The sequence below is a fragment of the Nonomuraea sp. NPDC052634 genome (assembly GCF_040678535.1).
Classification (GTDB): domain Bacteria; phylum Actinomycetota; class Actinomycetes; order Streptosporangiales; family Streptosporangiaceae; genus Nonomuraea; species Nonomuraea fastidiosa.
Genome location: NZ_JBFATY010000011.1, coordinates 117581 through 143731 on the forward strand (window position 1 = coordinate 117581; position 26151 = coordinate 143731).

General features: G+C 72.1%; 26 protein-coding genes and 1 pseudogene. 16 read left to right on the forward strand and 11 right to left on the reverse strand.

The annotated features are described in order from the left end of the window. Position 1: 1 nt before the first annotated feature. Positions 2-448 carry an Ig-like domain-containing protein gene (locus AB0K67_RS33600; RefSeq protein WP_364068161.1) on the reverse strand — a complete coding sequence of 149 codons (447 nt, stop codon included), beginning with the start codon at positions 446-448 and terminating at the stop codon, positions 2-4. Between AB0K67_RS33600 and AB0K67_RS33605 the strand changes: the two genes are divergently transcribed. The 9 genes and pseudogenes from AB0K67_RS33605 to AB0K67_RS33645 all read left to right on the forward strand — a co-directional run bounded on the left by AB0K67_RS33605 (position 443) and on the right by AB0K67_RS33645 (position 8156). After that, positions 443-1300: a substrate-binding domain-containing protein gene (locus AB0K67_RS33605; protein ID WP_364068163.1), complete on the forward strand. Its 858-nt coding sequence runs from the start codon at positions 443-445 to the stop codon at positions 1298-1300. The two genes, AB0K67_RS33600 and AB0K67_RS33605, sit on opposite strands and share 6 nt — an antisense overlap. Before the next feature lie 231 nt (positions 1301-1531). Further along, positions 1532-1801, forward strand: a complete 270-nt coding sequence (locus AB0K67_RS33610) for a sulfurtransferase TusA family protein (protein WP_364068165.1) — start codon at positions 1532-1534, stop codon at positions 1799-1801. 17 nt (positions 1802-1818) lie between these two features. After that, positions 1819-2826: a LacI family DNA-binding transcriptional regulator gene (locus AB0K67_RS33615; protein WP_364068167.1), complete on the forward strand. Its 1008-nt coding sequence runs from the start codon at positions 1819-1821 to the stop codon at positions 2824-2826. Between the two features lie 396 nt (positions 2827-3222). Beyond that, positions 3223-3540, forward strand: coding sequence for a DUF3140 domain-containing protein (locus AB0K67_RS33620; RefSeq protein ID WP_364068169.1), 318 nt, complete (start codon positions 3223-3225; stop codon positions 3538-3540). A gap of 4 nt (positions 3541-3544) precedes the next feature. Continuing rightward, positions 3545-3895, forward strand: a complete 351-nt coding sequence (locus AB0K67_RS33625) for a nuclear transport factor 2 family protein (RefSeq protein WP_364068171.1) — start codon at positions 3545-3547, stop codon at positions 3893-3895. Positions 3896-3932: 37 nt separating this feature from the next. Then, positions 3933-4151 (forward strand): hypothetical protein, encoded by a 219-nt coding sequence (locus tag AB0K67_RS33630; RefSeq protein ID WP_364068173.1) that lies wholly within the window; start codon positions 3933-3935, stop codon positions 4149-4151. 289 nt (positions 4152-4440) lie between these two features. Beyond that, positions 4441-4572 (forward strand): annotated as a pseudogene (locus tag AB0K67_RS33635) (3-oxoacyl-ACP synthase); the annotation flags it as partial. A 59-nt stretch (positions 4573-4631) separates the two neighbouring features. Continuing rightward, the gene (locus AB0K67_RS33640; protein ID WP_364068175.1) at positions 4632-5006 is read left to right on the forward strand and encodes a 3-oxoacyl-[acyl-carrier-protein] synthase III C-terminal domain-containing protein; all 375 of its coding nucleotides are present in this window, start codon (positions 4632-4634) and stop codon (positions 5004-5006) included. Between the two features lie 75 nt (positions 5007-5081). Next, on the forward strand, positions 5082-8156 hold the full coding sequence (locus tag AB0K67_RS33645; protein ID WP_364068177.1) for a BTAD domain-containing putative transcriptional regulator: 3075 nt from the start codon (positions 5082-5084) through the stop codon (positions 8154-8156). Here AB0K67_RS33645 and AB0K67_RS33650 read toward each other — a convergent pair. Continuing rightward, the gene (locus tag AB0K67_RS33650; protein ID WP_364068179.1) at positions 8078-9403 is read right to left on the reverse strand and encodes an FAD-dependent monooxygenase; all 1326 of its coding nucleotides are present in this window, start codon (positions 9401-9403) and stop codon (positions 8078-8080) included. The two genes, AB0K67_RS33645 and AB0K67_RS33650, sit on opposite strands and share 79 nt — an antisense overlap. A 261-nt stretch (positions 9404-9664) precedes the next feature. Between AB0K67_RS33650 and AB0K67_RS33655 the strand changes: the two genes are divergently transcribed. Next, positions 9665-10630: an acyl-CoA desaturase gene (locus AB0K67_RS33655; RefSeq protein ID WP_364068386.1), complete on the forward strand. Its 966-nt coding sequence runs from the start codon at positions 9665-9667 to the stop codon at positions 10628-10630. A 90-nt stretch (positions 10631-10720) separates the two neighbouring features. On the opposite strand, the gene AB0K67_RS33660 is transcribed toward AB0K67_RS33655, so the two are convergent. Then, positions 10721-10945, reverse strand: coding sequence for a hypothetical protein (locus AB0K67_RS33660; RefSeq protein WP_364068182.1), 225 nt, complete (start codon positions 10943-10945; stop codon positions 10721-10723). A 68-nt stretch (positions 10946-11013) separates the two neighbouring features. On the opposite strand from AB0K67_RS33660, the gene AB0K67_RS33665 reads away from it, so the two are divergent. The 4 genes from AB0K67_RS33665 (at position 11014) to AB0K67_RS33680 (ending at position 15022) form a co-directional block, all read left to right on the forward strand. Beyond that, a complete protein-coding gene (locus AB0K67_RS33665; RefSeq protein ID WP_364068184.1) occupies positions 11014-12141 on the forward strand; it encodes a sensor histidine kinase in 1128 nt (375 codons plus the stop codon). 90 nt (positions 12142-12231) lie between these two features. Then, positions 12232-12900, forward strand: a complete 669-nt coding sequence (locus AB0K67_RS33670; protein WP_364068186.1) for a response regulator transcription factor — start codon at positions 12232-12234, stop codon at positions 12898-12900. A 97-nt stretch (positions 12901-12997) separates the two neighbouring features. Next, positions 12998-14248 carry a cytochrome ubiquinol oxidase subunit I gene (locus AB0K67_RS33675; RefSeq protein WP_364068188.1) on the forward strand — a complete coding sequence of 417 codons (1251 nt, stop codon included), beginning with the start codon at positions 12998-13000 and terminating at the stop codon, positions 14246-14248. Positions 14249-14269: 21 nt separating this feature from the next. Then, positions 14270-15022, forward strand: coding sequence for a cytochrome d ubiquinol oxidase subunit II (locus AB0K67_RS33680; RefSeq protein WP_364068190.1), 753 nt, complete (start codon positions 14270-14272; stop codon positions 15020-15022). Here the strand turns inward: AB0K67_RS33680 and AB0K67_RS33685 are convergent, their stop codons facing one another. Both AB0K67_RS33685 and AB0K67_RS33690 read right to left on the reverse strand, forming a co-directional pair. Beyond that, entirely contained in the window at positions 15023-16777 is a 1755-nt protein-coding gene (locus AB0K67_RS33685; protein ID WP_364068192.1) for a 5'-nucleotidase C-terminal domain-containing protein, read from the reverse strand. Positions 16778-16802: 25 nt separating this feature from the next. Next, on the reverse strand, positions 16803-17570 hold the full coding sequence (locus tag AB0K67_RS33690; RefSeq protein ID WP_364068194.1) for an alpha/beta fold hydrolase: 768 nt from the start codon (positions 17568-17570) through the stop codon (positions 16803-16805). A gap of 66 nt (positions 17571-17636) precedes the next feature. On the opposite strand from AB0K67_RS33690, the gene AB0K67_RS33695 reads away from it, so the two are divergent. After that, entirely contained in the window at positions 17637-18236 is a 600-nt protein-coding gene (locus tag AB0K67_RS33695; protein ID WP_364068196.1) for a TetR/AcrR family transcriptional regulator, read from the forward strand. A gap of 110 nt (positions 18237-18346) precedes the next feature. Here the strand turns inward: AB0K67_RS33695 and AB0K67_RS33700 are convergent, their stop codons facing one another. The 4 genes from AB0K67_RS33700 to AB0K67_RS33715 all read right to left on the reverse strand — a co-directional run bounded on the left by AB0K67_RS33700 (position 18347) and on the right by AB0K67_RS33715 (position 22385). Then, positions 18347-20008 (reverse strand): alpha-amylase family protein, encoded by a 1662-nt coding sequence (locus AB0K67_RS33700; protein ID WP_364068198.1) that lies wholly within the window; start codon positions 20006-20008, stop codon positions 18347-18349. A 39-nt stretch (positions 20009-20047) separates the two neighbouring features. Then, a complete protein-coding gene (locus AB0K67_RS33705; RefSeq protein WP_364068200.1) occupies positions 20048-20980 on the reverse strand; it encodes a nucleoside hydrolase in 933 nt (310 codons plus the stop codon). 290 nt (positions 20981-21270) lie between these two features. Next, a complete protein-coding gene (locus tag AB0K67_RS33710; protein ID WP_364068202.1) occupies positions 21271-21471 on the reverse strand; it encodes an EF-hand domain-containing protein in 201 nt (66 codons plus the stop codon). A 35-nt stretch (positions 21472-21506) separates the two neighbouring features. Further along, positions 21507-22385 carry a LysR family transcriptional regulator gene (locus tag AB0K67_RS33715; protein WP_364068204.1) on the reverse strand — a complete coding sequence of 293 codons (879 nt, stop codon included), beginning with the start codon at positions 22383-22385 and terminating at the stop codon, positions 21507-21509. 62 nt (positions 22386-22447) lie between these two features. On the opposite strand from AB0K67_RS33715, the gene AB0K67_RS33720 reads away from it, so the two are divergent. Beyond that, positions 22448-23428: an aldo/keto reductase gene (locus AB0K67_RS33720; RefSeq protein WP_364068206.1), complete on the forward strand. Its 981-nt coding sequence runs from the start codon at positions 22448-22450 to the stop codon at positions 23426-23428. Between the two features lie 31 nt (positions 23429-23459). On the opposite strand, the gene AB0K67_RS33725 is transcribed toward AB0K67_RS33720, so the two are convergent. Together AB0K67_RS33725 and AB0K67_RS33730 are read right to left on the reverse strand one after the other, a co-directional pair. Beyond that, the gene (locus AB0K67_RS33725; protein WP_364068208.1) at positions 23460-24650 is read right to left on the reverse strand and encodes a tetratricopeptide repeat protein; all 1191 of its coding nucleotides are present in this window, start codon (positions 24648-24650) and stop codon (positions 23460-23462) included. After that, entirely contained in the window at positions 24647-26125 is a 1479-nt protein-coding gene (locus AB0K67_RS33730) for an ATP-binding protein (RefSeq protein ID WP_364068210.1), read from the reverse strand. The genes AB0K67_RS33725 and AB0K67_RS33730 overlap by 4 nt, the downstream gene beginning before the upstream one ends. Positions 26126-26151: the final 26 nt, after the last annotated feature.

Genomic DNA, 26151 nt, shown 5'->3' on the forward strand with positions numbered 1-26151 from the left:
GTCAGCGGACCGTCACGGTGGCCTTGGCGGCGATGGTCGTGCCCGCCACCTGCCCGGTCACGGTGAACGTGCCCGGCTCGGCGTACCGCTCGGGATCGACGGCCTCCCAGGTGACGGCCACCGAGCTGTCCTTGGAGCCGTCGTTGTACGTCGCCACGACCGTCTTCGGCAGCACCGGCGCGACCCCCGCCCTGGTCGTGACGGCCTCCTCGGCGATCGAGGTGATGGTCACCGCGTCGGTGGCGCGCACGTACACGGTGGCCTGGGCGGGCTCGCGCACGCCCTCGGCGAGCCCGGCGACGGTGAAGCCGGTGCCGCCGGTCTCGACCTGGTCGGGCGGCACCTGCTGCCAGGTGACCGGAGCCCGGCTGCGCGCGCCGTCGGCGTAGACGGTCTCGACGGTGTCCGGCAGCTTCGGCAGCACGCCCACGAGGGTGGGCACGTGCACGGGCCGCATCTGCTGTCCGGGCAGACGCGGACCGTGGGGCTGCTCACCTCCGACAGCGTCGGCCGGTTCGGCATCCCGGTGCTGCTGGGCGCGGAGGACGCGTTCGGGGCAGGAGAGATGGCGGTGCTGCTGTGCGACGCGCGCGGCGACGCCATCAGGGAGCAGCACCACATCCGCGCGCTGCTGTCGCGGCGCGTCGACGGGCTGATCGTCGTGGGCGAGAGCACCAACCCGCGGCCGTCGATCAGCAAGGACCTGCCGGTCCCCGTCGTGTACGCCTACGGCCCTTCCGAGGACCCCGACGACGTCTCGTTCGTCCCCGACGACGTGGGCGCCGCCGAGATGGCCGTCAACCACCTGCTGGCGCTCGGCCGCCGCCGCATCGCCCACATCACCGGCCCCATGCACTACAAGGCGGCCCGCGACCGCGAGGAGGGCCTGCGCAGGGCCCTCGCCGCGGCGGGCGTCGAGCAGGCGGGCGGCACCCTGTCCGGCGTGTGGTCGCAGCGGTGGGGGCGGCACGCCGCCGAGATGCTGCTCATGGCCGAGCCGGAGATCGACGCGGTGTTCTGCGTCAGCGACCAGATCGCCGCCGGGTTCGTCGAAGCCGCCCGGGAGCGGGGCCGCCGGGTGCCCGACGACATCGCGGTCGTCGGCTACGACAACTGGGAGGTGCTCTCCACCGAGACCAGGCCCGCGCTGACCACCGTGGACATGAACCTGGAGGTGCTCGGCAGGACGGCGGCCCAGCACCTGTTCGCGGCCATCGACGGCAAGGCGACGCCCGGCGTGCACGCGCTGCCCTGCCAGCTCGTCATCCGCGACAGCACGGCCCCACCCGGCATCTCCTGACCGGCCGTGGGCGCGGGCCCATGCCCGCCTTGGCCCGAGAGCCGCGGACCCGCCACCCCGGAGCCGGCGCGGCCCTGCCTCCGCAGCGGCTCGCGATCGGCCGCCACCCCGGAGACCCGCGTCGGGCGCACCGCCCGCCCCTTCCCCTGGACCGCACGCCCGGCCACCGGCGGGCGGGCGGTTCGTGAGGGCGGTGCGGACGCACGATCTCCGGGGTGGTTTCCTATACCCATGCCTGATCTCGTGGTGGACGGCGGCGACAAGCTGTGCGTGCAGTTGCTCATCGAGTTGCGCGGCCACGTGCGCAAGGCCGGCCCCGGCGCGGTGATCCACCTCATCGCCACCGATCCCGCCGCCTCCGTGGACCTTCCCGCGTGGTGCCATCTGACCGGGCACACCTACCTCGGGCCCGTCGAGGGGGCGGAACGCCCGACGTACGCGCTGCGCGTGGCCGCGGGCGCCAAGGAGACGCAGGACACCAAGCCCTGGCACGCGGCTTAAGCGGTTAATATCAGTCCGTGAAACGTCCCACGATCGCCGACATCGCCAGCCGGGCGGGGGTCTCCAAAGTAGCGGTCTCCTACGCGCTCAACGGTCAGCCCGGGGTGTCGGAGGCGACGCGGGCCAGGATCGTCGCCATCGCCGAGGAGATCGGCTGGCGGCCCAACAGCGCGGCCCGCGCACTCAACGGCGCGCGGGCCAACTGCGTGGGGCTCGCGCTCTGCCGGCCCGCGCGCGTCCTCGGCGTCGAGCCGTTCTTCATGGAGCTGATCAGCGGCATCGAGGGCGTGCTCGCCGACCGCTCGTACGCCCTGCTGCTGCAGGTCGTCACCAGCCACCAGCAGGAGATCGAGGTCTACCGCACCTGGTGGGGCGAGAGCCGCATCGACGGCGTCTTCCTCGTCGACCTGCACTACTCCGACTCCCGCGTGGCCGAGCTCGAACGCCTCGGCATGCCCGTCGTGGTCATCGGGCACCCGTCGGAGTCGGGCTCGCTGTCGGCCATCTGGTCCGACGACGGCCAGGCCGTACGCGAGACCGTCGGCTACCTGGTGGCGCTCGGCCACCGCCGCATCGCCAGGGTGGCCGGGCTGCCCGAGCTGGTGCACACGGCGGTGCGCGACCAGGCGTTCGTGCAGGCGTGCGAGGGCGTGGCACAGCACGTCATCGTGCACACCGACTACACCGGCGAGGAGGGGGCGCGCGCCACCAGGCGGCTGCTCAGCTCGCCCGACCGGCCCACCGCCATCGTGTACGACAACGACATCATGGCCGTCGCCGGGCTGTCGGTGGCGCAGGAGATGCGGGTGGAGGTGCCGCGCGACCTGTCCATCGTGGCATGGGACGACTCGCCGCTGGCCCGGGTCGTACGCCCGCCGTTGACCGCTCTCACCCGCGACATCCCCGCGTACGGCGCGCACGCGGCACAGCGCCTGCTCGCCTTGATCGCGGGCGAGAGCGTGCCCCCGTACGAAGACCAGGCCGCCAGCCTCACCCCGCGTGGCAGCACCGGCCCCGCCGCCTGACGGAGTCCCTGCGCGGCACGTGCCGCGGGCGATGGGCGGGGCGGCTGGCAGACCGCCTCTCCCCGCTCTCGCGGCACGTGCCGTCCCCTCCTTCGCGGCGTTTCCTTCAGGGCCGCCTCCGCGTCCCCCGCGCGGAGACGGCTCCGTACAGAACGAGTGCGCGAGAGACCTGCTGAGTACCTCTGTACCCGAACGTGACCTGAAAGGGAGCTAATCGTAACCTTTCGCGCAGGGTCGCAGGCGTTCCGCGCAGGGTCGCAGTCGGTGCGCGAAGGGACGCGGACGGTTCGCGCAGAGACGCAGGCGATGCGCGCAGGGGCGCAGGCGGTTTCGCGCAGGGTCGCGGGCGGCGGCAGAAGGCGCGTAAGGCCAGGTCGGCCGGGTAGGCGGCCCCGTATGACCGATGCCTTCGACACCGACATGCTGTGGGAGCAGTTCCACCGGACCGTCAACATGAACTCCGAGGAGCTGCGCGTCTTCCTGCTCGCCGACGCATCCGGCGAGGAAGGCTCCCCCGCCGACCCCGACCTGGGCATCGACGAGCTGGGCCGGGGCGTGCTGCATGTCCTGGCCAAGCGCAAGGGCGACCTCACCGGCACCGACCTCGACGTGATGCGCCGGGTGGTGGAGCTTGTCGAGACCGTCGGCGACCGTACGGACGACGAGTCCAGAAGGGAGCTGATGACGGTGGGGCACGACCCGCTGAGAGGATGACCGCATGATCGACCCGCGTCCCTGGATCGAGGGGTACGTCCGAGCCTGGAACTCCAACGACCCTGACGACATCGCCGCCCTGTTCACCGAGGGCGCGGTGTACTACCCGGAGCCGTACAGCAGGCCCTGGCAGGGGCGCGAGGAGATCATCTCGCAGTGGCTGGCCCGCCAGGACAAGCCGGGCGAGACGGACTTCCAGTGGCATCCGGTTTGCGTCACCGATGACGTGAGCATTATCCAGGGAGTCACGACATATCCGGACAAAACGTTCAGCAATCTATGGGTGATCCGGTTCGCACCCGACGGGCGGTGCCGGGAATTCACCGAATGGTGGATGCGGCACGACCTCAAGTGATGCAATGGGCCGAGCCGTTTTCACCCGAGGAGATCCGTTGAGAGACAACCTCGACCTCGCCGCCAGCGCCCAGGAACTCGCAGACGCCGCCCCGACGGGATCGATCGACCGCGCCGCCGCCACGTCCGTGGCCATCACCCTGGCCACGACGCGCGACATCGACTCGGCGAGAAAGACCCTCGACGGGGTGACCCCGGCCGAAGTCCGCGAGGCCGCCCTGGCCCTGTTCGACCGCCTCGCCACCGCCGACGCGTGACGAGATACCGGCACTGACCGCGCCGGTGGCGCCACCCAGCGTGCCGTCGATCGCCGTCGCGCTGCCCGCCTGAGCGACGCGCCCCGCCCGACCGGAGCGCGGGTCCCGGCATGCTCACCCCGGCTCAGCAGGGGGCGGCCGTTTCCGGCCGGCGCGCCTCTCCCCCGAGTCCCCGAGACCCGCCTCGCGCGATCAAGATGCGGCGCGCCGGCCTCCACACGCCCCTGACCGGTCAGGGGGTGGCTCCTGCCGTCTTGCCGTTCGGGGTGCCGAGGCAGGCGGTGAAGGCTTGGCGGGCGCGCTCGCCCAGGCCGACCACGCCATCAGGGCGGGCGCCGCCCCCCGCGCCCTGGTCGTCGGCGCCGACATGATGACCGCCGTGACCGACTGGACCGACCGCACCACCTGCGTGCTGACCGGCGACGGGGCCGGCGCGGCCGTCGTCGAGGCGGCCGATGAGCCGGAGATCGGGCCCGTCGTGTGGGGTCCGCGCCCGAGCTCGGCACCGCCGTACGCATCGAGGGCACCCCCATCCGCTTCTCCCAGGACGGTCAGACCGTCTACCGGTGGGCCACCACCCGGCTGCCCGAGATCGCCAGGCAGGCATGTGAGCGCGGCGGCGTCCGTCCCGAGGAGCTGGCGGCGGTCGTGCTGCACCAGGCGAACCTGCGCATCATCAAACCCGTCGCCGCCCGGCTCGGCGCGGTCAACGCCGTCGTCGCCAAGGACGTCGTGGAGTCGGGCAACACCTCGGCCGCCAGCGTGCCGCTCGCGCTGTCGAAGCTGCTGGAGGAGGGGAAGGTGGCCAAGGGGGCGCCGATGCTGCTGTTCGGGTTCGGCGGCAATCTGTCGTAGCCGGGATGGTGGTCCGCTGCCCGTGATGCGGCTCGATGCGTACTGTGGACTGCGGCACGCGGGCGTGGAGGGGCGATGCGGGTCGGGATACTGGGGCCGCTGCGGGTGGCGGGCAGCGAGGTCGGCGGCGCCCGCGTACGCGCGCTGCTGGTCCGGCTCGCGCTCGACCCCGGCCGGGTGGTCACCGCCGAGCGGCTCATCGACGACCTGTGGCCCGGCGACCCGCCCGCGCATCCGCCGGCGGCGCTGCAGTCGCTGGTGTCCAGGGCCCGCAGGGAGGCGCCGGGGCTCATCGCCTCGCATCCCGCCGGTTACCTGCTCGACGTGGCGCCCGACGAGGTGGACGCGTGGGCGTTCGAACGGCTCGTCCGGCAGGGCGACGTACGGCGGGCGCTGGCGCTCTGGCGGGGCGCGCCCCTCGCCGACGCGGCCGCACTGCCCTTCGCCACGGGTCCGGCCGCCCGGCTTGAGGAGCTGCGCCTGACGGCCCTGGCCGCCCGCATCGCCGCCGACCTCGACCTCGCCGCATCCCGCACCGTCTCTTCGAGTGCCGCCCGCTCGACCTCCTCGCCGCCCGTCGCCACCGGCCCCGCCGCGGCCCCGCCTGTCGCTCCCGGGCCTGAGGAGCTGGTGGCCGAGCTGGAGGAGCTGGTGGCGGCGCATCCGCTGCGTGAGCCGTTCCACGCGCTGCTCGTCCGGGCGCTGACGGCGGTGGGGCGGCGGGCCGAGGCGCTGGCGGCGTTCGAACGGATCAGGAACGCGCTGGCCGAGGAGCTCGGCGTGGACCCGGGGCCGGAGCTGCGCGAGGCGCACCTGGCGGCGCTCCAGGACCAGGAGCCGTCGCCCGGCCGTGGCCCAGAGCCGCCCGGGAGCAATCTGCCGGCCCGGCTGACGAGGTTCGTGGGGCGGTCGGAGGACATCGCCAGGGTCGGCCGGCTGCTCGGCACCGCCCGCCTGGTCACGCTCGTCGGCCCGGGTGGCGCGGGCAAGACCCGCCTCGCCATCGAGACCGCCTCGGCGATGATCGGTCCTTCCGTCTCCCCCGCCGCCCGGATGACTCCGCCTCTCCAGCAGGCCGCCTCGGTGAGCAGCGGCCGCGCGGAGTCCGGTGCGGGGGAAAGAGCGTCGTCGTTCGTGCCCGAGCGGGTCTGGATGGTGGAGCTGGCGGCGGCCGGTGATGTGCGGGCGGCCGTCGAGCAGGTGCTCAGGACGGCCGACCCCGTGGCGACGCTGCGCGCCGCCCCAGGACCGGCGCTGCTCATACTGGACAACTGCGAGCACGTCATCGACGACGCCGCCAGGGTCGCCCAGTGGCTGCTGTCGGAGGCGACCGGACTGCGCATACTCGCCACCAGCAGGGAGCCGCTGGACGTCCCCGGCGAGAGCCTGCACCACGTACGGCCACTGCCGCCGGGCCCGGCGGTGGAGCTGTTCCTGGACCGGGCGGCGGCGGCCAGGCCGGACGCTACGGTGACGGCGAAGGACGCGGAGCGGATCTGCCGCGAGCTCGACGGCATCCCGCTGGCGATCGAGCTGGCCGCCGCCCGCCTGCGGACGATGCCGGTGCCGGTGCTGATGCGGCAGCTCGGCGACCGGCTGGCGTTCCGCGGCGGCCGCACGTCGGAGCCCCGGCACCGCACGCTGCGCGCGGTCATCGACTGGAGCTGGAACCTGCTGTCGGAGCCGGAGCGTGAGCTGCTGCGCGGGCTGACGGTGTTCGCGGGCGGCGCCACGTACGAGGCGATCGCGGCGGTCTGCGGCGGCGACCTGGACCTGCTCTCCTCACTGGTGGACAAGTCGCTCATCGCGCTCCAGGGCGACCGCTACACGATGCTGGAGACGATCAGGCAGTACGCCGCCGCCGACCTGCCCGAGCTGCGCCGCGCCCACGCCCGCTACTACACGGAGCTGGCCACGACGGCGGACGCGTACCTGCGGACGGGCGAGCAGCTTGAGTGGCTGGCGGTGCTGGACGCCGAGCGCGGCAACCTGGACGCGGCGCTGCGCCACACCGACGACCCGCTGGGGCTGATCGCGTTGCGCTTCTGGCCGTGGATCGTCCGCGGCCGGCATCGCGAGCTGGTCGAGCAGGCTCGCGCGGTGCTGGCCAGGGTCGGCGACGTGCCGCCGCCCGGCAGGGAGCTGGAGCACGGGTTGTGCGTGGCGATGACGGGCGGCCCGGTGAGCGACGTCGTACGCGAGTCCGACCACCCCGCGGCGCTGGCCGCGTGGGCCGTGGGCGGCGCGAACGGCCCGCGCGGCGAGGTGGTGGAGCTGGCCGAGAAGGGCCTGGCCCGGCTGCGCACCCACCCCGACCTGTGGACCCGGTCGGCGGCGATGCTGCTCGCGGGGGCGGTGCGGTTCGAGTACGGCGCGGTGACGGGCGCGGAGGACCTGCTGGAGCCGGCACTGGCCGGGTTCAGGCGGACCGGCGACCGGTGGGGCCAGTGGGCCACGTACTACTTCCTGTCGCTGGCGGCGGAGAACCGCGGCGACTTCGCGGCGGCGGTCGCGCTGACCGAGGAGCCTGAGCGGCCGGCGGCCGAGCTGGCGATGCTGGAGACGCCGCTCGGCCCGATGACGTTCCTGATCCGGCTCGGGCAGCTCAAGGCGCGCGCGGGCGACCACGCGGGTGCGGCGCGGGCGCTGGAACGCGCGTGGGCGGCCGCCGTGCGCTCGAAGGACGACGCCGTGGTGGCGCGGGTGCTGCACGCCCGCGCCGAGCTGGCCCGCAGGACCGGCGACCGGGAGACGGCCCGCGAGCTGCTCGAGCGGGCGCGGGCGCTCGGCGTCCAGGAGTCCGCGCAGTTCCGGGCGCTGATGGCGGTCGAGTACGCCCGCGTCTGCCCCGACCCCGAGGAGCCGCTGCGCCAGGCGCTCCACCTGATGGAGGGCTGCTCCGACCGTACGATCAGGGCCGCCGTGCTCGAGGGGGTGGCCGAGCACGTGCCGCCGGGGCTCGCGGCCGAGCTGCTGGGGGCGGCGCGGGCGCTGCGCGGCATCACCGAGTCGGCCGATCCCCACGTCAACGCCCTGGCCGCCCGCTGCGAGCAGGCGCTCGGCGCCGCCGCCTACCGGGCCGCGCTGGACAGGGGCGCGGCGATCCCGAACCCCGAGAGGTACGCGCTCAGCCCGCTCTCGTCCCCGTGATAGCCGATGTAGCCGTCGGGCCTGACGAGGATGACGCCGCGCTGCCCGTCGAGCGGCGGCAGCACGATCTCCGCGGTGGACGCAAAGCCGGGAGCCCGGTCGGCGAGTAGCAGGAAGCCGGTGCCGCGCTGCTCGGCGAAGTAAGCCCCGAGCCGCTCGCCCCCGCGCTCGCCCACCGACAGCGCGCTGCCGAGGTAGGCGAGGTCGAGCTGGTTGGTGTCGTCGCCGCGCCTGTGGTCGCCCTCGCGGTAGAGCCGGGTGCTCAGGCCGAGCACGTGCTCGGCGACCGCCTTGCGCTCGTCCTCGTACGTCTCCAGCAGCGCCTCCGACCCGATGGCCAGCTTCCACCCCAGGTTGTACGCGTCCTGCACGCCGGTGTTGAGCCCTTGACCGCCCGCCGGCGTGTGCACGTGGGCGGCGTCGCCGGCGAGGAAGATCCGGCCGGCCCTGAACCGCTCGGCGAGCCGGATGTTGACCCGGTACTCCGAGCGCCACACGATCTCCTCGATCCGTACGTGGGGCGCGTGCTCGGCGACGAGCGCGGCCAGGTCGTCGTGGCCGGGGTAGGGCGCCACGAGCTGGAAGATGTCGGTGCCGGGCAGCGGGCACAGCGAGAAGTGCAGTGACCGGCTCTGCAGCGACCCCCACAGGTGCCAGTGCTCGCGGTCGACGCCACGGGCCTTGACGTCGGCCAGCAGCATGCGCTCGCTCTCGTGGGTCACGCCGGTGAACCCGATGCCGGCCGCCTTGCGTACGGTGCTGCGCCCGCCGTCGGCCCCCACCAGGTAGGCGCTGCGCACGCGCTCGCCGGTGGCGAGGGTGGCGGTCACGCCTTCTGCGTCCTGCTCGACGCCGGTCACCTCGGCCCCGTACTCCACGCGGTGTCCCAGCTCGGCGAGCCGGTCGCGCAGGATGCGCTCGGTGCGCCACTGCGGCTGCATGATCACGTTGGGGTAGGGCACGCCGGGCGAGGGCTCGCGCAGCTCGTCCATCCGGCCTTCCCACACCACCTCGTCCCCGATGTAGCTGCGCAGCCCGGGGTAGACGGCGCCGGTGGCGAGGATCTCGTCGATCACGCCGAGGTCGTCGAAGACCTCAAGTGTGCGGGGTTGCAGGCCCTTGCCGCGCACGCCGCCGGGCGGTCGCGGCGAGCGTTCGACGATGCGCAGGTCCACGCCCCTGCGGGCGAGTTCGATGGCGAGGGTCAGTCCGGCCGGCCCGGAGCCGACGATCAGTACGTGCGTCATGCCCGTGACGGTGCCCGAGCCCGCTGCCGGATCGCTGTCAGCGTCCTGCCGGACCGGTGCCGGAGATGACAGCGGACGTCACACGATGACCTGATCATGGAGTACGTGGCGTCCTTTCAGTTTGCTGCGGGATGCGCCATGGTTAGGGCAGATCCCACCGCGAGGTAAGAGGTAAGGAGACCTGTGGCCAATACCGGCACGATCGACACGCGAGGCAGTGACTACGCCCGACTCGCCCAACGCATCGCGGAGGCCGGCCTGCTGGACCGGCGTCCCGTCTACTACGCCGTGCGGATGAGCATCGCCGCCGTCGTCTACGCCGGTTGCTGGGCGCTGTTCGCCTGGCTGGGCGACTCCTGGCTGCAACTCCTCGTCGCCGCCGCGCTGGCCGTGGTCTTCGGGCAGTTCGGCTTCATCGCGCACGACCTCGGCCACCGCCAGGTCTTCAGAACCCGCCGCCCGAGCGACATCGCCGGGCTGATCGTCGGCAACCTCTGCATCGGCCTCGGCTGGGGCTGGTGGAACACCAAGCACAACCGCCACCACGCCAACCCCAACCACGAGGACCACGACCCGGATGTCTCCCCCGCGGTGATCGTGTGGTCGCGGGATCAGGTGGCGCACAGCTCGGGATTGCCTCGTTTTATCGCGAAATATCAGGCTTTCTGGTTCTTCCCGCTGCTCACCCTCGAAGCCTGGCACCTGCACGTCGCCAGCTTCAGAGCGCTGATGAACCCCGCCGCCAAGCGCCGCAAGCTGGAACTCGCCCTGCTCATCGTGCACTTTGTCATCTACGTCGGTGCGGTCTTCGCCGTGCTCTCCCCCGGCAAGGCGGTGCTCTTCCTGCTCGTCCACCAGGGGGTGTTCGGGCTCTACCTGGGCTCCACGTTCGCGCCCAACCACAAGGGCATGCCCATGCTCACCAAGGAGGACAAGCTGGACTTCCTCCGCAAGCAGGTGCTGACGTCACGGAACGTGCGCGGCGGGCTGTTCATCGACATCGCGCTCGGCCAGCTCAACTACCAGATCGAGCACCACCTGTTCCCCAACATGCCGGCGCCCAACCTGCGCAAGGCGCAGCCCATCGTCGAGCGGTACTGCGCCGAGATCGGCGTCCCGTACCTGCAGACCGGGCTGTTCGCGTCGTACGGGCAGGCCCTCGGGCACCTGCACGAGGTGGGCGCGGTGCTGCGGCGGCCTCCCGCCCAAGGCGCGGCCGTCGGCTGACGCCTACCACCCATGGCGCGGCGGTCGGCTGAGGCGTACCGCCCAAGGCGCGGCGGTCGGCTCAGGCCGTACGCGGGATGGAGGGCGTGGTCAGCGCGCGCCCTCCTCCTGCTTCAGCCGCTGCAGCAGCCCGTCGCGGCGGCGTTCCAGCTCGGAGATCAGCTCGGCCTGCTCGTCCGCCTGGCTGATCATCGACGCGATCTCCACCTGATCGGTCGCGCCGATGTCCCGGATCTGGTCGCGGATCTCCTGGTTCTCGGCGCGTAGCCGGGCCAGATCCGCCTCGACCTGCTCCAGTTCGTCCTTGATGCTCATGAACGGGCACTACCCAGCAGCGGCCGTCCGATTACCGGATGTCGAGCGCAACGTCCACAATGGTAGCCATGCCGAGGCCCTCCACCAGCACGATCGTGTCGCTCGCGACCTGCGCCGCCGTGCTCGCCGGCCTCGTCATCACCTACGCGCTGCGCCCCGCCCGGCTCAACGCGCTCGACTTCGTGCTGCCGCTCATCGCCTGCGGCGCGCTGCTGGCGCGGCGGCGGCACCCGGTCGCGGCGCTGATCGTGGTGTCGGTCTGCGCCGCCGTCTACTACCCGTTCGCGGGGCTCGACGGGCCGCTCGTCGTGCTGGTCTTCGTCGCCCTCTACACCGCCGCCGACCAGGGGCATCTGGCCGCCGCCGTGACGACGGGCGGCGCGTCACTGCTCGCCATGGGGTGCGGCGAGGCCGGCGGCGTCCGGCACGTGGACGACAGCTTGTTCGTGATGATCGCGGGCTGGGTGCTGGCCGCGATCGCGTTCGGCGGCGTCACCCGCAACCGGCGCGCGTACCTGGAGGAGGCACGCCGGCACGCGCTCGACGCGCTGCGTACGAAGGAGGAGGAGGCCAGGCGGCGGGCCGGCGAGGAGCGGCTGCGCATCGCCAGAGAGCTGCACGACGTGATCGGCCACAACATCTCCATGATCAACGTTCAGGCCGCGGCGGCGCTGCACGGCCTGAAGAAGCGGCCGGAGGACGCCGAGGCGGCGCTGCGCACGATCAAGGAGACGAGCAAGGAGACGCTGCGCGAGCTGCGCAGCACGCTGGGCGTGCTGCGCCAGGTGGACGAGGATGCGCCGACCGGTCCCGCCGCCGGGCTCGCGCGGCTGGACGAGCTGGTGGCGGCGTCGGGGCTGCAGGTCCGTACGGAGACGTCGGGCCCGCTGGACGCGCTGCCCGCCGAGGTCGATCTGGCCGCCGTCCGCATCATCAGGGAGGCGCTGACGAACGTGTCCCGCCACGCGGGCACCGACCAGGCGACGCTCACCATCAGCAACACGTCCGGAAATATCATCATTTGCGTGGAAGATGATGGTCCGGGCAGCATGTACGAGGAGGGCAGCGGCTACGGCATCCAGGGCATGCGCGAGCGCGCCATCGCCCTCGGCGGCTCGCTCGAGGCCGGTCCCCGCCCCGAGGGCGGCTTCCGCGTCACCGCCCGCCTCCCCCTGAGTCCTCCGGCGAGCTCATGAAAGAACCCATCGGCCACCCCGCCGCCTCATGACCCGCCCTGCCGGTGAACCCACGATCCACCCGTAAGCCCCACCCATGAACGAGAGCCGATGATCCGCGTACTGCTCGCCGACGACCAGACCCTGGTCCGCGCCGGGTTCAGGTCCATACTCAGCGACGAAGACGACATCGAGGTGGTGGCCGAGGCCGCCACCGGCGAGGCGGCGATCGCCGGAGCCCGCGAGCACCGCCCCGACGTGGTGCTCATGGACATCCGCATGCCCGAGCTCGACGGCCTTGAGGCAACCCGCCGCATCGCGGGCGACCCGGCGCTCGGCGACGTCAAGGTGATCATCCTGACCACGTTCGACCTGGACGACTACGTCTACGGGGCGCTGCGCGCGGGCGCGAGCGGCTTCCTGGTCAAGGACACCGAGCCCGCCGAGCTGATCCACGCCGTCCGGGTGGTGGCGAGGGGCGACGCGCTCATCGCGCCGTCGATCACGCGGCGCCTGATCGCCGAGTTCGCCGGCCGGGTCAAGCGCCCGGAGCCGGGCCCTGAGCTCAACGCGCTCACCGAACGCGAGCGCGAGGTCATGACGCTGGTGGCCGGCGGCCTGTCCAACGACGAGATCGCGACCCGGCTCGTGCTCAGCCCCGCCACGGCGAAGACGCACGTCAGCCGCATCATGACCAAGCTCGGCGTGCGGGACAGGGCGCAGCTCGTGGTCATCGCGTACGAGGCCGGCATGATCACCCCGGGCTGGCTTACTCCCTGAGGAGTACGCCGGCGGGCGGCTGTCATCCCGGGAAGTACGCCGGGTGACCGCCCGAGGCTGACGCGGCAGGCGAAACCGTGCACGCAAGCTCGTCAGCATGGACACCGTTGACCTCGCCCGCTTGCAGTTCGCGCTTACTGCGGGCGCACACTTCCTGTTCGTGGCGCTGACGCTCGGCCTGGCGACGCTGCTGGCGGTCGTCCAGACGGCGGCGACGCTCTCACGGAACGACGTGCACCTGCGGATGACGCGGTTCTGGGGCCAGCTCTACATCATCAACTACGCGATGGGCATCGTCACCGGCCTGGTGATGGAGTTCCAGCTCGGGCTGTCGTGGAGCGGGCTGACGAACTACGCGGGTGACGTGTTCGGCTCGGCGCTGGCGATCGAGACGCTGGTGGCGTTCTTCGTCGAGTCGACGTTCCTGGGGCTGTGGATCTTCGGCTGGAACAAGCTGAACCGGTGGGCGCACCTGGCGCTCATCTGGGTGGTGACGCTCACCGCGTACGCGTCGGCGTTCTGGATCCTGGTGGCCAACGGCTTCCTGCAGAACCCGGTGGGCCACGTGGTGGAGAACGGGCGGCTGCGGCTGACCGACTTCGGCGCGATGGTGGCGAACCCGGCGGCGCAGGCGGCGTTCTGGCACGTGCTGGTCGGCGGGCTGATCGTGGGCGGCTTCTTCATGGCGGGGGTGAGCGCGTACCATCTGCGCCGCCGTACGCCCGAACACGAGGTGTTCCGCAAGTCGCTGCGCATCGGCGTCGGCGTGGCGCTGCCGACGACCTTCCTGAACGCGGCGTTCGGCGGTATCTCGTTCGGGACCCTGCAGCCCGCGAAGGCGGCCGCCTGGTCCGGCTCGGCGAGCAAGCTGGCCGAGGTGCAGGCGGAGTTCGCCGCCAGGTTCGGGCCCGGCGACTACCTGCCCGACGTGGGCTGGGTGCGGACCGGCGGCATCGTGATGATCATGCTCTGGCTGCTGATGATGATGGTGGGCGTGCCGAGCTTCCTGCTCATGTTCGCCAAGCCCGCCGTGTACCGGTTCCGGCCGTGGCACTGGGTGCTGACGCTGATGATCCCGGTTCCGTTCGTGGCCACGCTGGGCGGCTGGGTGTTCCGCGAGATGGGCCGCCAGCCCTGGGTGGTGTACGGGCTGCTGCGCACGTCGGAGGCCATGTCGCCGGTCACGAAGGCACAGGCGACGCTCTCCCTGCTGGCCTTCACCACCGTCTTCGCGGCGCTGATCGCGGTCAACACCTGGCTGCTCGCCCGGTACGCGCGGCGCGGGCTCGGCGCGGTGGCGCTGGGCGACCGGCCGATCGAGGCGCCTGTCCCCGTCCCTTCGTTCTGACAAGCCTCTGGGAGCCCGCAGATGGAGATCTTCGTACTGGCCTTCTTCGCGCTCGGTTACCTCGTGCTGGCCGGGGCCGACATCGGGGTGGGGATGGCGCTGCCGTACCTGGGCAGGACGCCGGGCGAGCGGCGTGAGGTGATCGCCGCGATCGCGCCGTTCTTCCTCGGCAACGAGGTGTGGCTGGTGGCCACGGCCGGGGTGCTGGCCGGGCTGTTCCCCCGGCTGGAGGGGGAGCTGCTGCACGGCAACTTCACGATGGTGGTCACGCTGCTGCTGTCGTGGGTGGTGCGCGACGCGGGGCTGTGGCTGCGCGGACGTGTGCCGGGGACGCGCTGGCAGACGTTCTGGGACGGCGCGATCGTGGCCGGGAGCTGGGGGCTGGCGCTGAGCCTGGGCGTGATCCTGTCCGGCGCGCTGCTCGGCTTCGGGGGGCCGGTGGCGCTGCTCGGCGCGCTGGTGCTGGCCGCGCTGTTCGCCGTCCACGGGCTCGCGTTCGCGGCACTGCGGCTGCAAGGCGCGCTGCGGGCGCGGGCGGCCCTGCCGTCGGGGCCGCCGTCGGGCGGCGCGGGCGAGTGGCGCACGTACGCGCTGACCTCGGTGGCGCTGCTGGTGGTGGGGGTGCTGGCCGGGATCCGGCTGCCGCTGGAGCCCGGCACGTCGGGGCCGCTGCTGGTGCCGGTCGTCCTCACCCTGCTGCCGTTCCTGGTGGCGGCACAGGCGTGGGTGTGGTGGACGTTCCGGCACCGGGTCAGCGGGCCCTCCTACCTGTGACTAGAACAGCGGCTCGCCGTCCCTGGTGAGCTTCCAGTTGGCGACGGCGAAGTCGGCCGGGTCGATGGTGCCCTGCTCGGTGGCGTACTCGATGAGCGCCTGCCGGATCTCGACCTGCGCGTTGTAGACCACCTCGGCCCCGGTGACGTGCGGGAACCCGCCGCCGCCCGACTGGCGGTAGTTGTTGATCGCGACCACGAACTCCTGGTCGTCGGCGACCGGCTGGCCGTCGTAGGTCAGGTTCGCGATGCGCTGCCCGGCCGGCTTGGCGACGTCGATGTCGTACGAGACGCCGGAGAGCTGGTCGTAGTTGTAGTCGGGGGTGCCGCCCGCGTTGGTGAGCTTGGAGACGTCCACCGGCTCGCCGGGCGCGAGCTGGTTGAAGTACTTGGCCGAGTACTCCAGGTACTCCTTGATCTGCGCGCCGGTCAGCTTCACGGCCATGAGCGTGTTGTCGTAGACGTACAGGCCGGCCACGTCCCTGACGCGGACGTCACCCGCGGGGAAGACGGCGCTGCGGCTGAACGGCGCGGCGATCGACAGCACCGGCAGCGTGTTGCCGGGCAGCGCCTGCTTGACGGTCTCGACCTGCACGTGCTGGATGTAGTCGAGGATCGGGGTGTCCTTGTAGGGCGACTCGGCCGCCGACAGCTCCTGCGCCGACTTGGCGACGGGCTTGTTGACGTAGCCGACCGTGGCCTCGTGCTGCGGCTTCAGCAGCTCGACGATCTTCGGGTCCTCGGGGACCGTGTTGGTGTTGAGCGTGGTGGCCGACTTGCCGGTGACCACCCACTTGCCGCGCTTCTTGGTGAGCTGGAAGTCCAGCACCGACAGGCGCTGGCCCCACTTGCTCGGCTCGCTCAGCAGCACCTGCTGCCCGGTGACCTTGTTGGTCACGAACTTCTCGGGCACCTCGTTGTGCGCGTGCCCGAACAGCACGGCGTCGATGCCCGGCACCTGCTCGGCCACCATCGCCGAGGCGTTCTCGATCGGCAGCTCGTCGCCGTAGGAGGACATGCCGTCGTCGCCCGCGTGCGCGGTCACCACGACGACGTCCGCGCCGTGGCCGCGGATGACCGGCACCCACTTCTTCGCCGACTCGACGAGGTCGGTGAAGCGGAGCTTGCCCTCGACGTTCGCCTTGTCCCAGATGGCCACGCCGGGGTTGGTGAGCCCGAGCACGCCGACCTTGATCGGCTTCTCGCCCTTGACCTTCATGGTCTTGATGACGAACGGCTTGTACGCCGGCAGCCCGGTCTTGGCGTGCACCGCGTTCGCGCCGAGCACGGGCGCCTTCATCTGCTCGATCCAGGTGGCGAGCAGCGGCAGACCGTAGTTGAACTCGTGGTTGCCCAGGGTCACGGCGTCGTAGCCGATGGCGTTCATGGCCTTGGCCATGGGGTGGATCTGACCGGTCGTGGTGATCGGCTCGATCTTGGCGTAGTAGTACGCCAGCGGCGTGCCCTGGATGGTGTCACCGGAGTCGAACAGCAGCGTGTGATCCGCTCCCCGCTCGGCCCTGATCTTGTTGACGAGCGAGGACACCTTCGCGAGGCCGATGGAGTTGCCCTGGCTGTCGGCGTAGGCGGCGTCCTTGTAGTAGTCCCAGTTGAGCGCGTTGCTGTGGATGTCGGACGTGCCCATGACCGTGACCGTGACCGTCTTGGCCGGTTTGGCGGCCTGCGCGGGAGGTGCCGCCAGGACCAGCGCGCTGAGCGCGGCGGTCCCGGCGATGGCGAGTCGTGTGGTCTGCATGGTTGGCGAGGCTAACTGGGATGAATCACCCGTTGGTCTCATCGGTGACGAAATTCCTGATCAGCCGGGTGACCTCGTCCGGGTGCTCGTGCAGCACCACGTGGCCGCTGTCGATCTCGGCGTACGCGCTGCCGGGGATGGCCGCGTGCAGCGCCCGGTGGTGCTCGACCGGGATCAGGTAGTCCTTGGTCGCGCCGATGACCAGGGTGGGCACGGCGATCTTCGGCAGCAGGTCCCTGACGTCCACGCGCAGGGCCAGGTCGATCTGGCGCACGGTGCCGGGCGGCGCCTCCCCCGCCATCAGGGACTTGGCGCCGACCGCGCTGACGAAGCCGGGGCTGAAGGCCACCAGCGGCCCGTACGCGGCGAAGCTCTCGGGGTCGGTGTCCGCCAGCCGCGCCCACGTACGCAGGCCCAGCTCGAGCCGGGAGTCGGCGAGGTGGGTCCAGCCCGCGATCAGCACCAGCCGCCTGACCAGCTCGGGCCGCCGGGCCGCGATGGTGACCGCGACCGCCGAGCCCAGCGAGAACCCGACCAGGTCCGAAGGCCCGTCGAAGGTCGCGGCGACCTGGTCGGCGAGCAGGTCGAGCGTGAGGTCGCCGCCGGGGCCCTCGGTCCGGCCGCTGCCGGCGTAGTCGGGGGCGATGACCGTGCGGATGTCGGCGAAGCCGGGCATCAGGTGGGCCCAGTTGGTCTCCGCGTCGCCACCCGCGCCGTGCACCAGCACCAGGCCGGGCCCGCCGCCCTCCTTGCGGTAGTGGACGGTTCCTGTCTCGTGAGAGATCTGCGGCATCTCGAACACTCCTATCTTTAGCGATCGCTACAGAACATAACATAGCGATCGCTATAGAATGGCCGTATGGCCAGACGGCGGGGGTTCGACAGGGACGAGGCGCTGGAGAGCGCGTTGCGGGAGTTCTGGCGGCACGGCTACGAGGCCACCTCGGTCGCCACGCTGACGGCCGCGATGGGCATCAACCCGCCCAGCCTGTACGCCGCGTTCGGCGACAAGCGCGGCCTGTTCGAGGAGGCCGTCCAGCGCTACCAGCGGACCTACGGCGCCTTCACCGCCCGCGCCCTGGCCGAGGAGCCCACCGGCCGCGAGGCCGTCGAGCGGATGCTGCGCGAGGCCGCCGACGAGTACTCCCGTCCCGACCACCCGCACGGCTGCATGATCATCAGTGCCGCCGTCAACTGCGAGTCGGCCGAGGTGACCGAGCTGCTGCGCGGGTTCAGGGAGGCGACGAAGGCGGCGATCAAGCAGCGCATCGACGGCGACGTCAGCGCGGGCCGGCTGCCGCCCGGCACCGACACCGCCGGGCTCGCCACCTTCTACGCCGCGATCATCCAGGGCATGTCCACCCAGGCCCGCGACGGCGCCACCCGCGAGGAGCTGCTCGCCATCGCCGATCGCGCCATGGCCGCCTGGCCCTCGGCAGAGACCGTCACCGCGACGTGACGCCCATGACCGCCTGGCCCCGCGGCGAGGGCGTGCCCGCGACGTGAAGCCTATGAGCGCCCGGCCCCGCGGCGAGGGCGTGCCCGCGACGTGCCCCTGCGGCCAAGGCGTCAGCGCGACTTGACCGAGGCGTCTTCCGGCGCGACCGCCGGCTCCGACGCGCGCAGCCAGCGGCACCCGTACGCGTCGAGCGTCAGCCGCACCACGCCGTCGTCCGGCACCTCCACCGCCCCGTCCACCAGCAGGTCCGTCAGCCGGCAGCCCTCGAGGCCGGCCAGCCGCAGCTCCACGTCCTGCGGCGCGTCCGACAGGTTGTGCGCGACCACCACCGTGGCACCGTCGGCGTCGCAGCGGTGCGCGAGCACGGCGTCCGGGCCGCCGTCCAGCACCGTGTACTCGCCCCATGCCAGCTCGGGACACTCCCGGTAGCGCTCGATGAGGAGCTGGATCCAGCGCAGTAACGAGCCGCCGTCCCGCTTCTGCGCCGCCACGTTGACGTGCTCGGGGCCGAAGTCGCCCTTGGGCATCGCGCGTACCGGCTCGGCCCGGCCGAAACCGCCGTCCGGCGACCACTGCATGGGCGTGCGGACCGCCATCCTGCCCTCCGCCCCGAGGTCCTCCCCCATGCCGATCTCCTCGCCGTAGAAGATCACCGGGGTGCTGGGAAGTGAGAACAGCAGGCTGTAGGCCATCTTCACGCGCCGCTCGTCGCCGCCCATCATCGGCGGCAACCGGCGGCGCAGGCCACGCCCGAAGATCTGCATGTCCTCCTCGGGCCCGAACGCCGCGAAGACCTCCTGCCGCTCGCCGTCGGTGAGCTTGTCCAGCGTCAGCTCGTCGTGGTTGCGCAGGAACATCGCCCACTGGCAGTCCTTGGGCGGCTCGGGACGCGCGCGCAGCGCCTCGGCCAGCGGCCGCGCGTCGCCGCGTGCCAGCGACAGCCACGCCCGCTGCATGCCGACGAAGTCGAAGCACATGGTGAGCTGGTCGCCCAGGCCGTCGCCGAAGTACGACATCAGCTCCTCGTAGTGCAGGTTCACCTCGCCGAGCAGGATCGACCCGCCCATGCGCCGGGTCATGAACGCCCGCAGGTCCGCCAGGAACTCGTGCGGGTTCGCGAGCTGCGGGTCGACGTTCTCGATGAGGAACGGCACCGCGTCCACCCGGAAACCCGACAGCCCCAGCTCCATCCAGAACCCGAGAATGCGCGCGATCTCGTCCCTGACCTGCGGGTTGCTCACGTTGAGGTCGGGCTGGTGCCGGTAGAAGCTGTGCAGGTAGTACTGGCCGGTGCCCTCGTCGTACTCCCAGACGCTGCTCTCCTTGTCGGGGAAGACGATCTGCTCCGGGACGTCGGGCTCCGGGACGTCGTTCCAGACGTACCAGTCGCGCAGCGGCGAGTCCCGGCTCGACCGCGACTCCACGAACCACGGATGCCGGTCCGAGGTGTGGTTGACCACCAGGTCCGCGATGACGCGCAGGCCGCGGTCGTGCGCCGTGCGCATGAACTCCACGAAGTCGCCCAGCGTGCCCAGGCGGGGATCGACGGTGTAGAAATCGGTGATGTCGTAGCCGTCGTCCTGGTTGGGGGTCGGGAAGAACGGCATGAGCCACAGGCAGGTCACGCCGAGCCCCGCCAGGTAGTCGATCTGCTGGGTCAGGCCACGGAAGTCGCCCACGCCGTCGCCGTTGCCGTCCTTGAACGTCTCGACGTCCAGGCAGTAGACGACGGCGTTCTTATGCCATACGTCGCTGGTGCAGGTCAGTCGCATCCGCTTCCGCTACCCAGCTCCGCCGCCCGCATCCCCGGCTCAGTCGAGCGTTCTGATGGCGTCCTCCACGAGCCGCCAGAACGCGGGCACGTCCACGCCGGTCGCCACGTTCGCGTTCGGCGGGCGGTTCAGCTTGCCCAGCAGGTCCACGCACGTCGCGCCCGCCGTCTCCGTGCCGTGCAGCTCGACGTCCACGCGGGTGCGCACCGTCGTCACCAGGCCCGGCCTGGCCACCAGCGCCACCGCCACCGGGTCGTGCAGCGGGCCGTCCGGCATGCCCTGATCGGTCTCGTACGTGGAGTTGAAGAAGTTCAGCAGCTCCACCCCGAACGCCGCCGTCCTGTTGCCCACCGCCCCGATCCTGGCGATCACCTCGCGCGTGGCCAGGACCTGGTGGGTGACGTTCAGCCCGACCATGGTGAACGGCACCCCGGTGCCCAGCACGATCGCCACCGCCTCGGGGTCGGTCCAGGCGTTGAACTCCGCGTACGGGGTGACGTTCCCCCGCCCCGTCGAGCCGCCCATCCAGACCACCTCCTTGATCATCGGCAGGCGGTCGGGGCAGGTGCGGGCGAACATCGCCACGTTCGTCAGCGGGCCGGTCGCCACGATCGTCACCGGCTCGTCGGAGGCGTCGAGGGTGTCCCTGATCAGCTCGATGGCGGTGCGCGGGTCGGCCTCGACGGTGGGCTTCGGCAGCTCGGGGCCGCCCAGCGCGTTGTCGCCGTGGATCCATTCGGCCGGCTTCAGCAGCCGCACCATGGGGCTGTCCGCGCCCGGCGCGATCGGCACGCCCTTGATGCCCGCCAGGCTGATCACCACCCTGGCGTTGTAGGTGGTGTGGTAGAGGCGGCCGTTGCCGCCGACCGTGGTGACGGCCCGCAGGTCGATCTCGGGGTCGCCGGCCGCCAGCCAGATCGCGAAGACGTCGTCGTGCCCGGGGTCACAATCGAGGATCACCGGTGTCGGCATCGCCCCATGCTAGGCGTCCCGGCCCTGCCCGCCCAGGCGGACACGGCCGGAGTCAGCGGGTGGCGAGGGCCGCACCTCGGCCAGCGCGCTGATCAGCGCCTCGTCCTTGAACAGCACCATCGTGGCCATGTGGTCGGAGCACCGCAGCAGCCCGCCGGGCAGGACCTGTGCGCGCGCACGATGTCCGCGGGTGCACGCTTCTCGCTGGTGTCACTCGGTTGGCGATCGTCCCTCCTGCCGCCACTGTGACGTGGGCAACAGGAGGACGCTAAGCAAGTGCTTGTTTGTTATCACTTCCGAAGAAAAGCGCCGAACTCCTCCACGTCGATCAGCCCGTCGCCGTCCTTGTCCAGCTTCCGTACGCCCTCCTGCGCGGCCTCCAGCGTGACCGGCTGGCCGAGCACGTCCATCAGCCGGACCAGCTCCTCGGCCGAGATACGGCCGTCCTGGTCGGCGTCGATGAGGTGGAAAGTCGTCGCGTAGTCGCTCATGAGGGCTCGCCCTTCCGGTTGATCCGTTCGTCGGGTCAGACCTTAGTGGCGGCATGCCGCAACGCGTCGACGAATGCCATCACTTGCGGCCTGTTATCCCTTTCGCGCCAGGCGATGGCGAGTTCTCCTGGAGGCAGCCCGCTCACGGGCCGGTACGTCACCCCAGGCCGGCGGTACAGCTCGGCGTTGCCCTCAGCCACCAGTACGACGCCGAGGCCGCTCGACACCGCCTCGAACACCTCCTCAGCGGTGCTCGCGGTGACGCCGATCACCGGCGGGCGGGTGCGCTGCCCGACCGCGAGCCAGAAGTCGCGCAGCGGCCCCGCCTCGGGCGGCAGCGCGATGAACGGCTCGTCGGCCAGCGCCTCGAACGGCACCTCCGCCAGATCGGCCAGCGGGTGATCGGCGGGCATGGCGACGCCGCGCCGCTCGGTGGCCAGCACGTACGCCCGCACACCCGGCGGCAGCGGCAGCCACAGGAATGCCACGTCGGACGTCCCGTCGGCCAGCCCGCCGCTGGGGTCGTCCCAGCCGACGAGCCGCAGCGACACCTCCCACCCCGGCATCACGGCGCGGAACCGGCGCAGCGCCTCCTGCTGCAGCCCACGGCCCACGGCGGTCTGCAGCCCGATGACGAGGGTGCCCGCGGACGCCGCCGCGCGTGCCTGCTCGACCCCGGCCTCCCAGCGTTCGAGCACGTCACGGGCGACCGGCAGCAGCTCGGCGCCCTGCCGGGTGAGCGTCACCCCGCTCGGCACCCGCTCGAACAGCCGGTACCCGAGCCGCCCTTCCAGCGCCCTGAGCTGCTTGGACAGCGCGGGCTGGGAGACGAAGAGCCGCTCGGCCGCGCGGGTGACGTTCAGCTCGTCGGCCACGGCCACGAAGTACCGCAGCTCGCGCAGGTGGACGTCCATAACCGATGGTTATCGCAAAGGGTCTTGGACGCGCCAGCGGCCGCGGCCGCACGATCGACGGCATGAAGACACGAACTCTCGGCGAGCTGGAGGTCCCGGCGATCGGTTACGGCGCGATGGTGCTGTCGCCGGGCATCTACGGTGAGGTGGACGACGCCCGCGGCGAGGCCGCGATCAAGGCGGCGCTCGACGCCGGCGCCACGCACGTGGACACCAGCGACGCCTACGGGCCTGACGGCCACAACGAGCGCCTGGTCGGCCGGGCGATCAAGGGGCGCAGGGACGAGGTGGTGGTCGCGACCAAGTTCGGGCTGGCGGTTCCGGAGGGCGAGCCGAGCCGCGCCCACCCCGTCGGCTACGCCTTCGGCGAGCTGCACGTGAACGCCGAGCCCCGCCTGGTGCGCCGCTACGCCGAGCGCAGCCTGCGCAACCTGGGCATCGACGCCATCGACCTGTACTACCTCCACTATCCGGACCCCGGCGTGCCCATCGAGGACACGGTGGCAGCGATGGCCGAGCTGGTGCGCGACGGGCTGGTCAGGCACATCGGCCTGTCCAACGTGACGGCGGGCCAGGTCAGGGCCGCGCACGCGGTGCATCCGGTGACGGCGGTGCAGTACGAGTGGTCGATGTGGCGGCCGATCGACGCCGAGCTGCTCGCCGCGACCCGCGAGCTGGGCGTCGGCATCGTCGCCTGGAGCCCCCTCGGCAACGGCTTCCTCACCGGCACGGTCACCGAACTGGGCGTGGACGACTTCCGCCACAACGCGCCCCGCTTCTCGGCCGAGAACCTGACGCGCAACAACGACCGCTACGCGCCCGTCAAGGACCTCGCCGCGCTGCTCGGCATCACCCCGGCCCAGCTCGCCCTGGCCTGGCTGCTGCACCAGGACGAGCACGTGGTGCCGATCCCGGGCAGCCGCACGCCGGCCCACATCGAGGAGAACCTGGCCGCCGCCGACATCACCCTGCACCCGGACACGCTGGCCAGGATCGACGAGGCGCTGTCCCGCTTCGAGGTGAGCGGCGGCACCCTCCTGTGACCCCGCCGACACGGCCTCTGAAGACGGGGGATCAGAGGCCGTCGGTGGCCAGGCGGCCCCTGACGGCGGTGGCGAGCCAGACCGAGGCGAGCGCGGCGTACGCGGCGAGCAGCGCCACGGCGGGCCACCCGAAGACCACCCCCGCGGCCGCGGCCAGGGCGAGCAGCCCGGTCCAGCCGTACAGGACGGCTCTGCGGCGGGGCGCGCCGGTGTGCGCGGCCTCCTGCGCGGGGGTGACGAGCGCCATGACGGCCACGCCCGCGGTGCTCAGCGCGTCCTGGCCGACCGCGATGCCCGTGCCGAGCAGGGCCGCGCCCGCCGCGACCAGCAGCAGGCAGGCCGCCGCGACCCGGGCGGGCGCGCCTTCGAACAGCAGCCGGGTGGACGTGCCGACGGCCAGCCGCAGCGTGGTCCACGCCTCGGCCACCCACGCCACCCAGTGCAGCAGCGCGAGCACGATGAAGACCGCGATGAGCGGCGGCGCGACGGGCAGCAGGAAGATCAGCCGCCACCCGCCGGGGAACCTGCCGCGCAGCCGCGACAGCCACCGGTAGATCGGGTTGCGCTGCTTGAGCGCCACCACCAGCAGGTCGCCGGCCGCGCCGTAGCCGGGGTCGAGGCGCAGCACCTCGCGGAAGGAGTCGGCGGCCTGCCGCGCGTCGCCGAGGCGCAGCGCCACCCGCCCGTAGACGAAGTGCGCGGCGGGGCTCTCGGGGTCGAGCCGTACGGCGTGCGCGGCGGCGGCCCGCGCCGGCTCGGCCTCGCCCGCGTTGGCGTGGGCCAGCGCCAGCAGGCTCACCAGGTCGGTGTCCTCGGGATCGATGGACAGCCCCTGCCGGGCCGCGCCCGCCATGAGCGGCCACTCGCCTTTGAGCATGTGGACGCGTGACAGCACCTCCCAGGCGGGCGCGTACTGCGGTTCGAGGTCGAGGGCCGCGCGTACGGCGGCCATGGCCCTGTCGAGGTCGCGGGCGCGCAGGAACACCTGGGCGGCGGCGTAGTGGGTGAACCACTGGTCGGGCGCGAGGCGTACGGCCTCCTCCGCCTCCGACACCGCCTCGGCGACCTTGCGCTGCTCGATGAGGGCGAGCCCGAGCAGGGCGTGGCCGGAGATGTGCTGTGGCTCCTGTGCCAGCAGGCCGCGCAGCTCCCGCTCGGCGTCGGCCGGGCGGCGCATCTGCAGGAGCGTGCGCGCCCGCTCGACGGGGTCGCCGACCTTCACCACTTGCCCTTGACCCAGGGCATGAGCTCGTCCCAGGCGCCTGAGTCGTTGGCGTGCATGACGTAGTTGCGGGCGGTGGCCATCCATTCGCGTACGGCCGTCGGGCGCACGGTCTTGGCCGCCGCGAGCAGGTCGGCGGTGGTCAGCGGGATCGGGCGGCCCGCACTGATCGACTGCTGGAGCTTGGCCTCGACGGCGCGGTCCACCAGGCCCTTGAGGTCGGCGCCGACGAAGTGCTCGGTCACCTTGGCCACGGCGTCGAAGTCCATCTCGGCGAGCGGCTTGTCGCGGCACAGGATGCGCAGGATGGCGGCGCGCGCGGCGGCGTCCGGCGGCGGCACGAACACCGGCTGGTCGAGCCGGCCGGGGCGGCGGAAGGCGGCGTCCACGTACCAGGGGGCGTTGGTGGCGGCCAGCACCAGGACGCCCTCGTTGGCGTTCTGGTCCACGCCGTCCAGCTCGGCGAGGAACTGGTTGACGAGCTGCCTGGTGTGCGCCTGGCGCATGTCGGAGCGGCGGGCGGCGAGCGCGTCCACCTCGTCGAAGAAGAGCACGCACGGGCGGTTGCGGCGGGCCATGTCGAAGGTGGCGTGCAGGTTGCGCTCGCTCGACCCGATGTACATGTCGAGGATGTCGGCGAGGCCGACGTTGATGAACGCCGCGCCGAGCTCGCCGGCGGCCGCCCTGGCGAGGTGGGTCTTGCCCGCGCCCGGCGGGCCGTACAGCAGGACGCCGCCGCCCGCGCGCTTGCCGAACGCGGCGAACAGGTCCGGCTGCTGGATCGGCAGCAGCAGCTTGATGCGCAGCGCCTCCTTGACCGACTCCATGCCGGCCACGTCGGCGAACGTCAGCCCGGCCTGCTGCACCTCGGCGTTGCTCTCGGGCTCGGGCGGCGAGCCCGGCCGCGGGTTGACCATGGGCTGCCCGTACGAGGCCGCGGGGGCCGCGGTGAACGCCGTGGCGGGCCCGTTCGGCGTCTGGGCGACGGGCTGGGGGGCGGCGTACGGCGGGGTCTGCGGCTGGGCGGAAGGCTGGGCGGAAGGCTGGGGCTGCGGCGGGGTTTGAGGCTGCGACGGCGGGTTCAGCCGGGCGGCGAACTCGGGGTCGGCGAGCGAAGGGTCCCTGGAGATCGCCTCGAAGTACCGGTACGCGGCCCGCGCCAGGTCGCCCTCGCCCGCCAGCGCCCTGGCCGCGAGCACCCCGATCTCGGGCGGGTAGCCGGGCTCGGCGAGCAGCGGTTCGAGCGCGGCCAGCGCCTCGCCGTACGCGCTCTGCCTGACGAACGCCTCCGCCAGCCCGGCGATGATCTCCGGGTTGCCGGGCGAGAGCACGAGCGCCGCCCTGAACTCGGCCTCGGCGTCGGCGAGGTAGCCCTTGGCCAGGAGCTGCCCGGCGAGGTGCTGGCGAAGTGGCAGGTTGTCCGGGGACAGGCGGGCCGCCTCGCGGAGCGCCTGCAGGCCGGCGTCGTCGGGCACGTGCCGTTCCCTTCTGTCGCAGGTTG

Excerpts from the sequence above, each read along its gene's own strand:
- AB0K67_RS33705 (WP_364068200.1), bottom strand. The coding sequence starts at position 20,980 with ATGCCGACACCGGTGATCCTCGATTGTGACCCCGGGCACGACGACGTC.
- AB0K67_RS33670 (WP_364068186.1), top strand. The coding sequence starts at position 12,232 with ATGATCCGCGTACTGCTCGCCGACGACCAGACCCTGGTCCGCGCCGGG.
- AB0K67_RS33645 (WP_364068177.1), top strand. The coding sequence starts at position 5,082 with ATGCGGGTCGGGATACTGGGGCCGCTGCGGGTGGCGGGCAGCGAGGTC.
- AB0K67_RS33695 (WP_364068196.1), top strand. The coding sequence starts at position 17,637 with ATGGCCAGACGGCGGGGGTTCGACAGGGACGAGGCGCTGGAGAGCGCG.
- AB0K67_RS33690 (WP_364068194.1), bottom strand. The coding sequence starts at position 17,570 with ATGCCGCAGATCTCTCACGAGACAGGAACCGTCCACTACCGCAAGGAG.
- AB0K67_RS33685 (WP_364068192.1), bottom strand. The coding sequence starts at position 16,777 with ATGCAGACCACACGACTCGCCATCGCCGGGACCGCCGCGCTCAGCGCG.
- AB0K67_RS33650 (WP_364068179.1), bottom strand. The coding sequence starts at position 9,403 with ATGACGCACGTACTGATCGTCGGCTCCGGGCCGGCCGGACTGACCCTC.
- AB0K67_RS33610 (WP_364068165.1), top strand. The coding sequence starts at position 1,532 with ATGCCTGATCTCGTGGTGGACGGCGGCGACAAGCTGTGCGTGCAGTTG.
- AB0K67_RS33715 (WP_364068204.1), bottom strand. The coding sequence starts at position 22,385 with ATGGACGTCCACCTGCGCGAGCTGCGGTACTTCGTGGCCGTGGCCGAC.
- AB0K67_RS33720 (WP_364068206.1), top strand. The coding sequence starts at position 22,448 with ATGAAGACACGAACTCTCGGCGAGCTGGAGGTCCCGGCGATCGGTTAC.
- AB0K67_RS33625 (WP_364068171.1), top strand. The coding sequence starts at position 3,545 with ATGATCGACCCGCGTCCCTGGATCGAGGGGTACGTCCGAGCCTGGAAC.
- AB0K67_RS33680 (WP_364068190.1), top strand. The coding sequence starts at position 14,270 with ATGGAGATCTTCGTACTGGCCTTCTTCGCGCTCGGTTACCTCGTGCTG.
- AB0K67_RS33660 (WP_364068182.1), bottom strand. The coding sequence starts at position 10,945 with ATGAGCATCAAGGACGAACTGGAGCAGGTCGAGGCGGATCTGGCCCGG.
- AB0K67_RS33675 (WP_364068188.1), top strand. The coding sequence starts at position 12,998 with ATGGACACCGTTGACCTCGCCCGCTTGCAGTTCGCGCTTACTGCGGGC.
- AB0K67_RS33620 (WP_364068169.1), top strand. The coding sequence starts at position 3,223 with ATGACCGATGCCTTCGACACCGACATGCTGTGGGAGCAGTTCCACCGG.
- AB0K67_RS33700 (WP_364068198.1), bottom strand. The coding sequence starts at position 20,008 with ATGCGACTGACCTGCACCAGCGACGTATGGCATAAGAACGCCGTCGTC.
- AB0K67_RS33665 (WP_364068184.1), top strand. The coding sequence starts at position 11,014 with ATGCCGAGGCCCTCCACCAGCACGATCGTGTCGCTCGCGACCTGCGCC.
- AB0K67_RS33710 (WP_364068202.1), bottom strand. The coding sequence starts at position 21,471 with ATGAGCGACTACGCGACGACTTTCCACCTCATCGACGCCGACCAGGAC.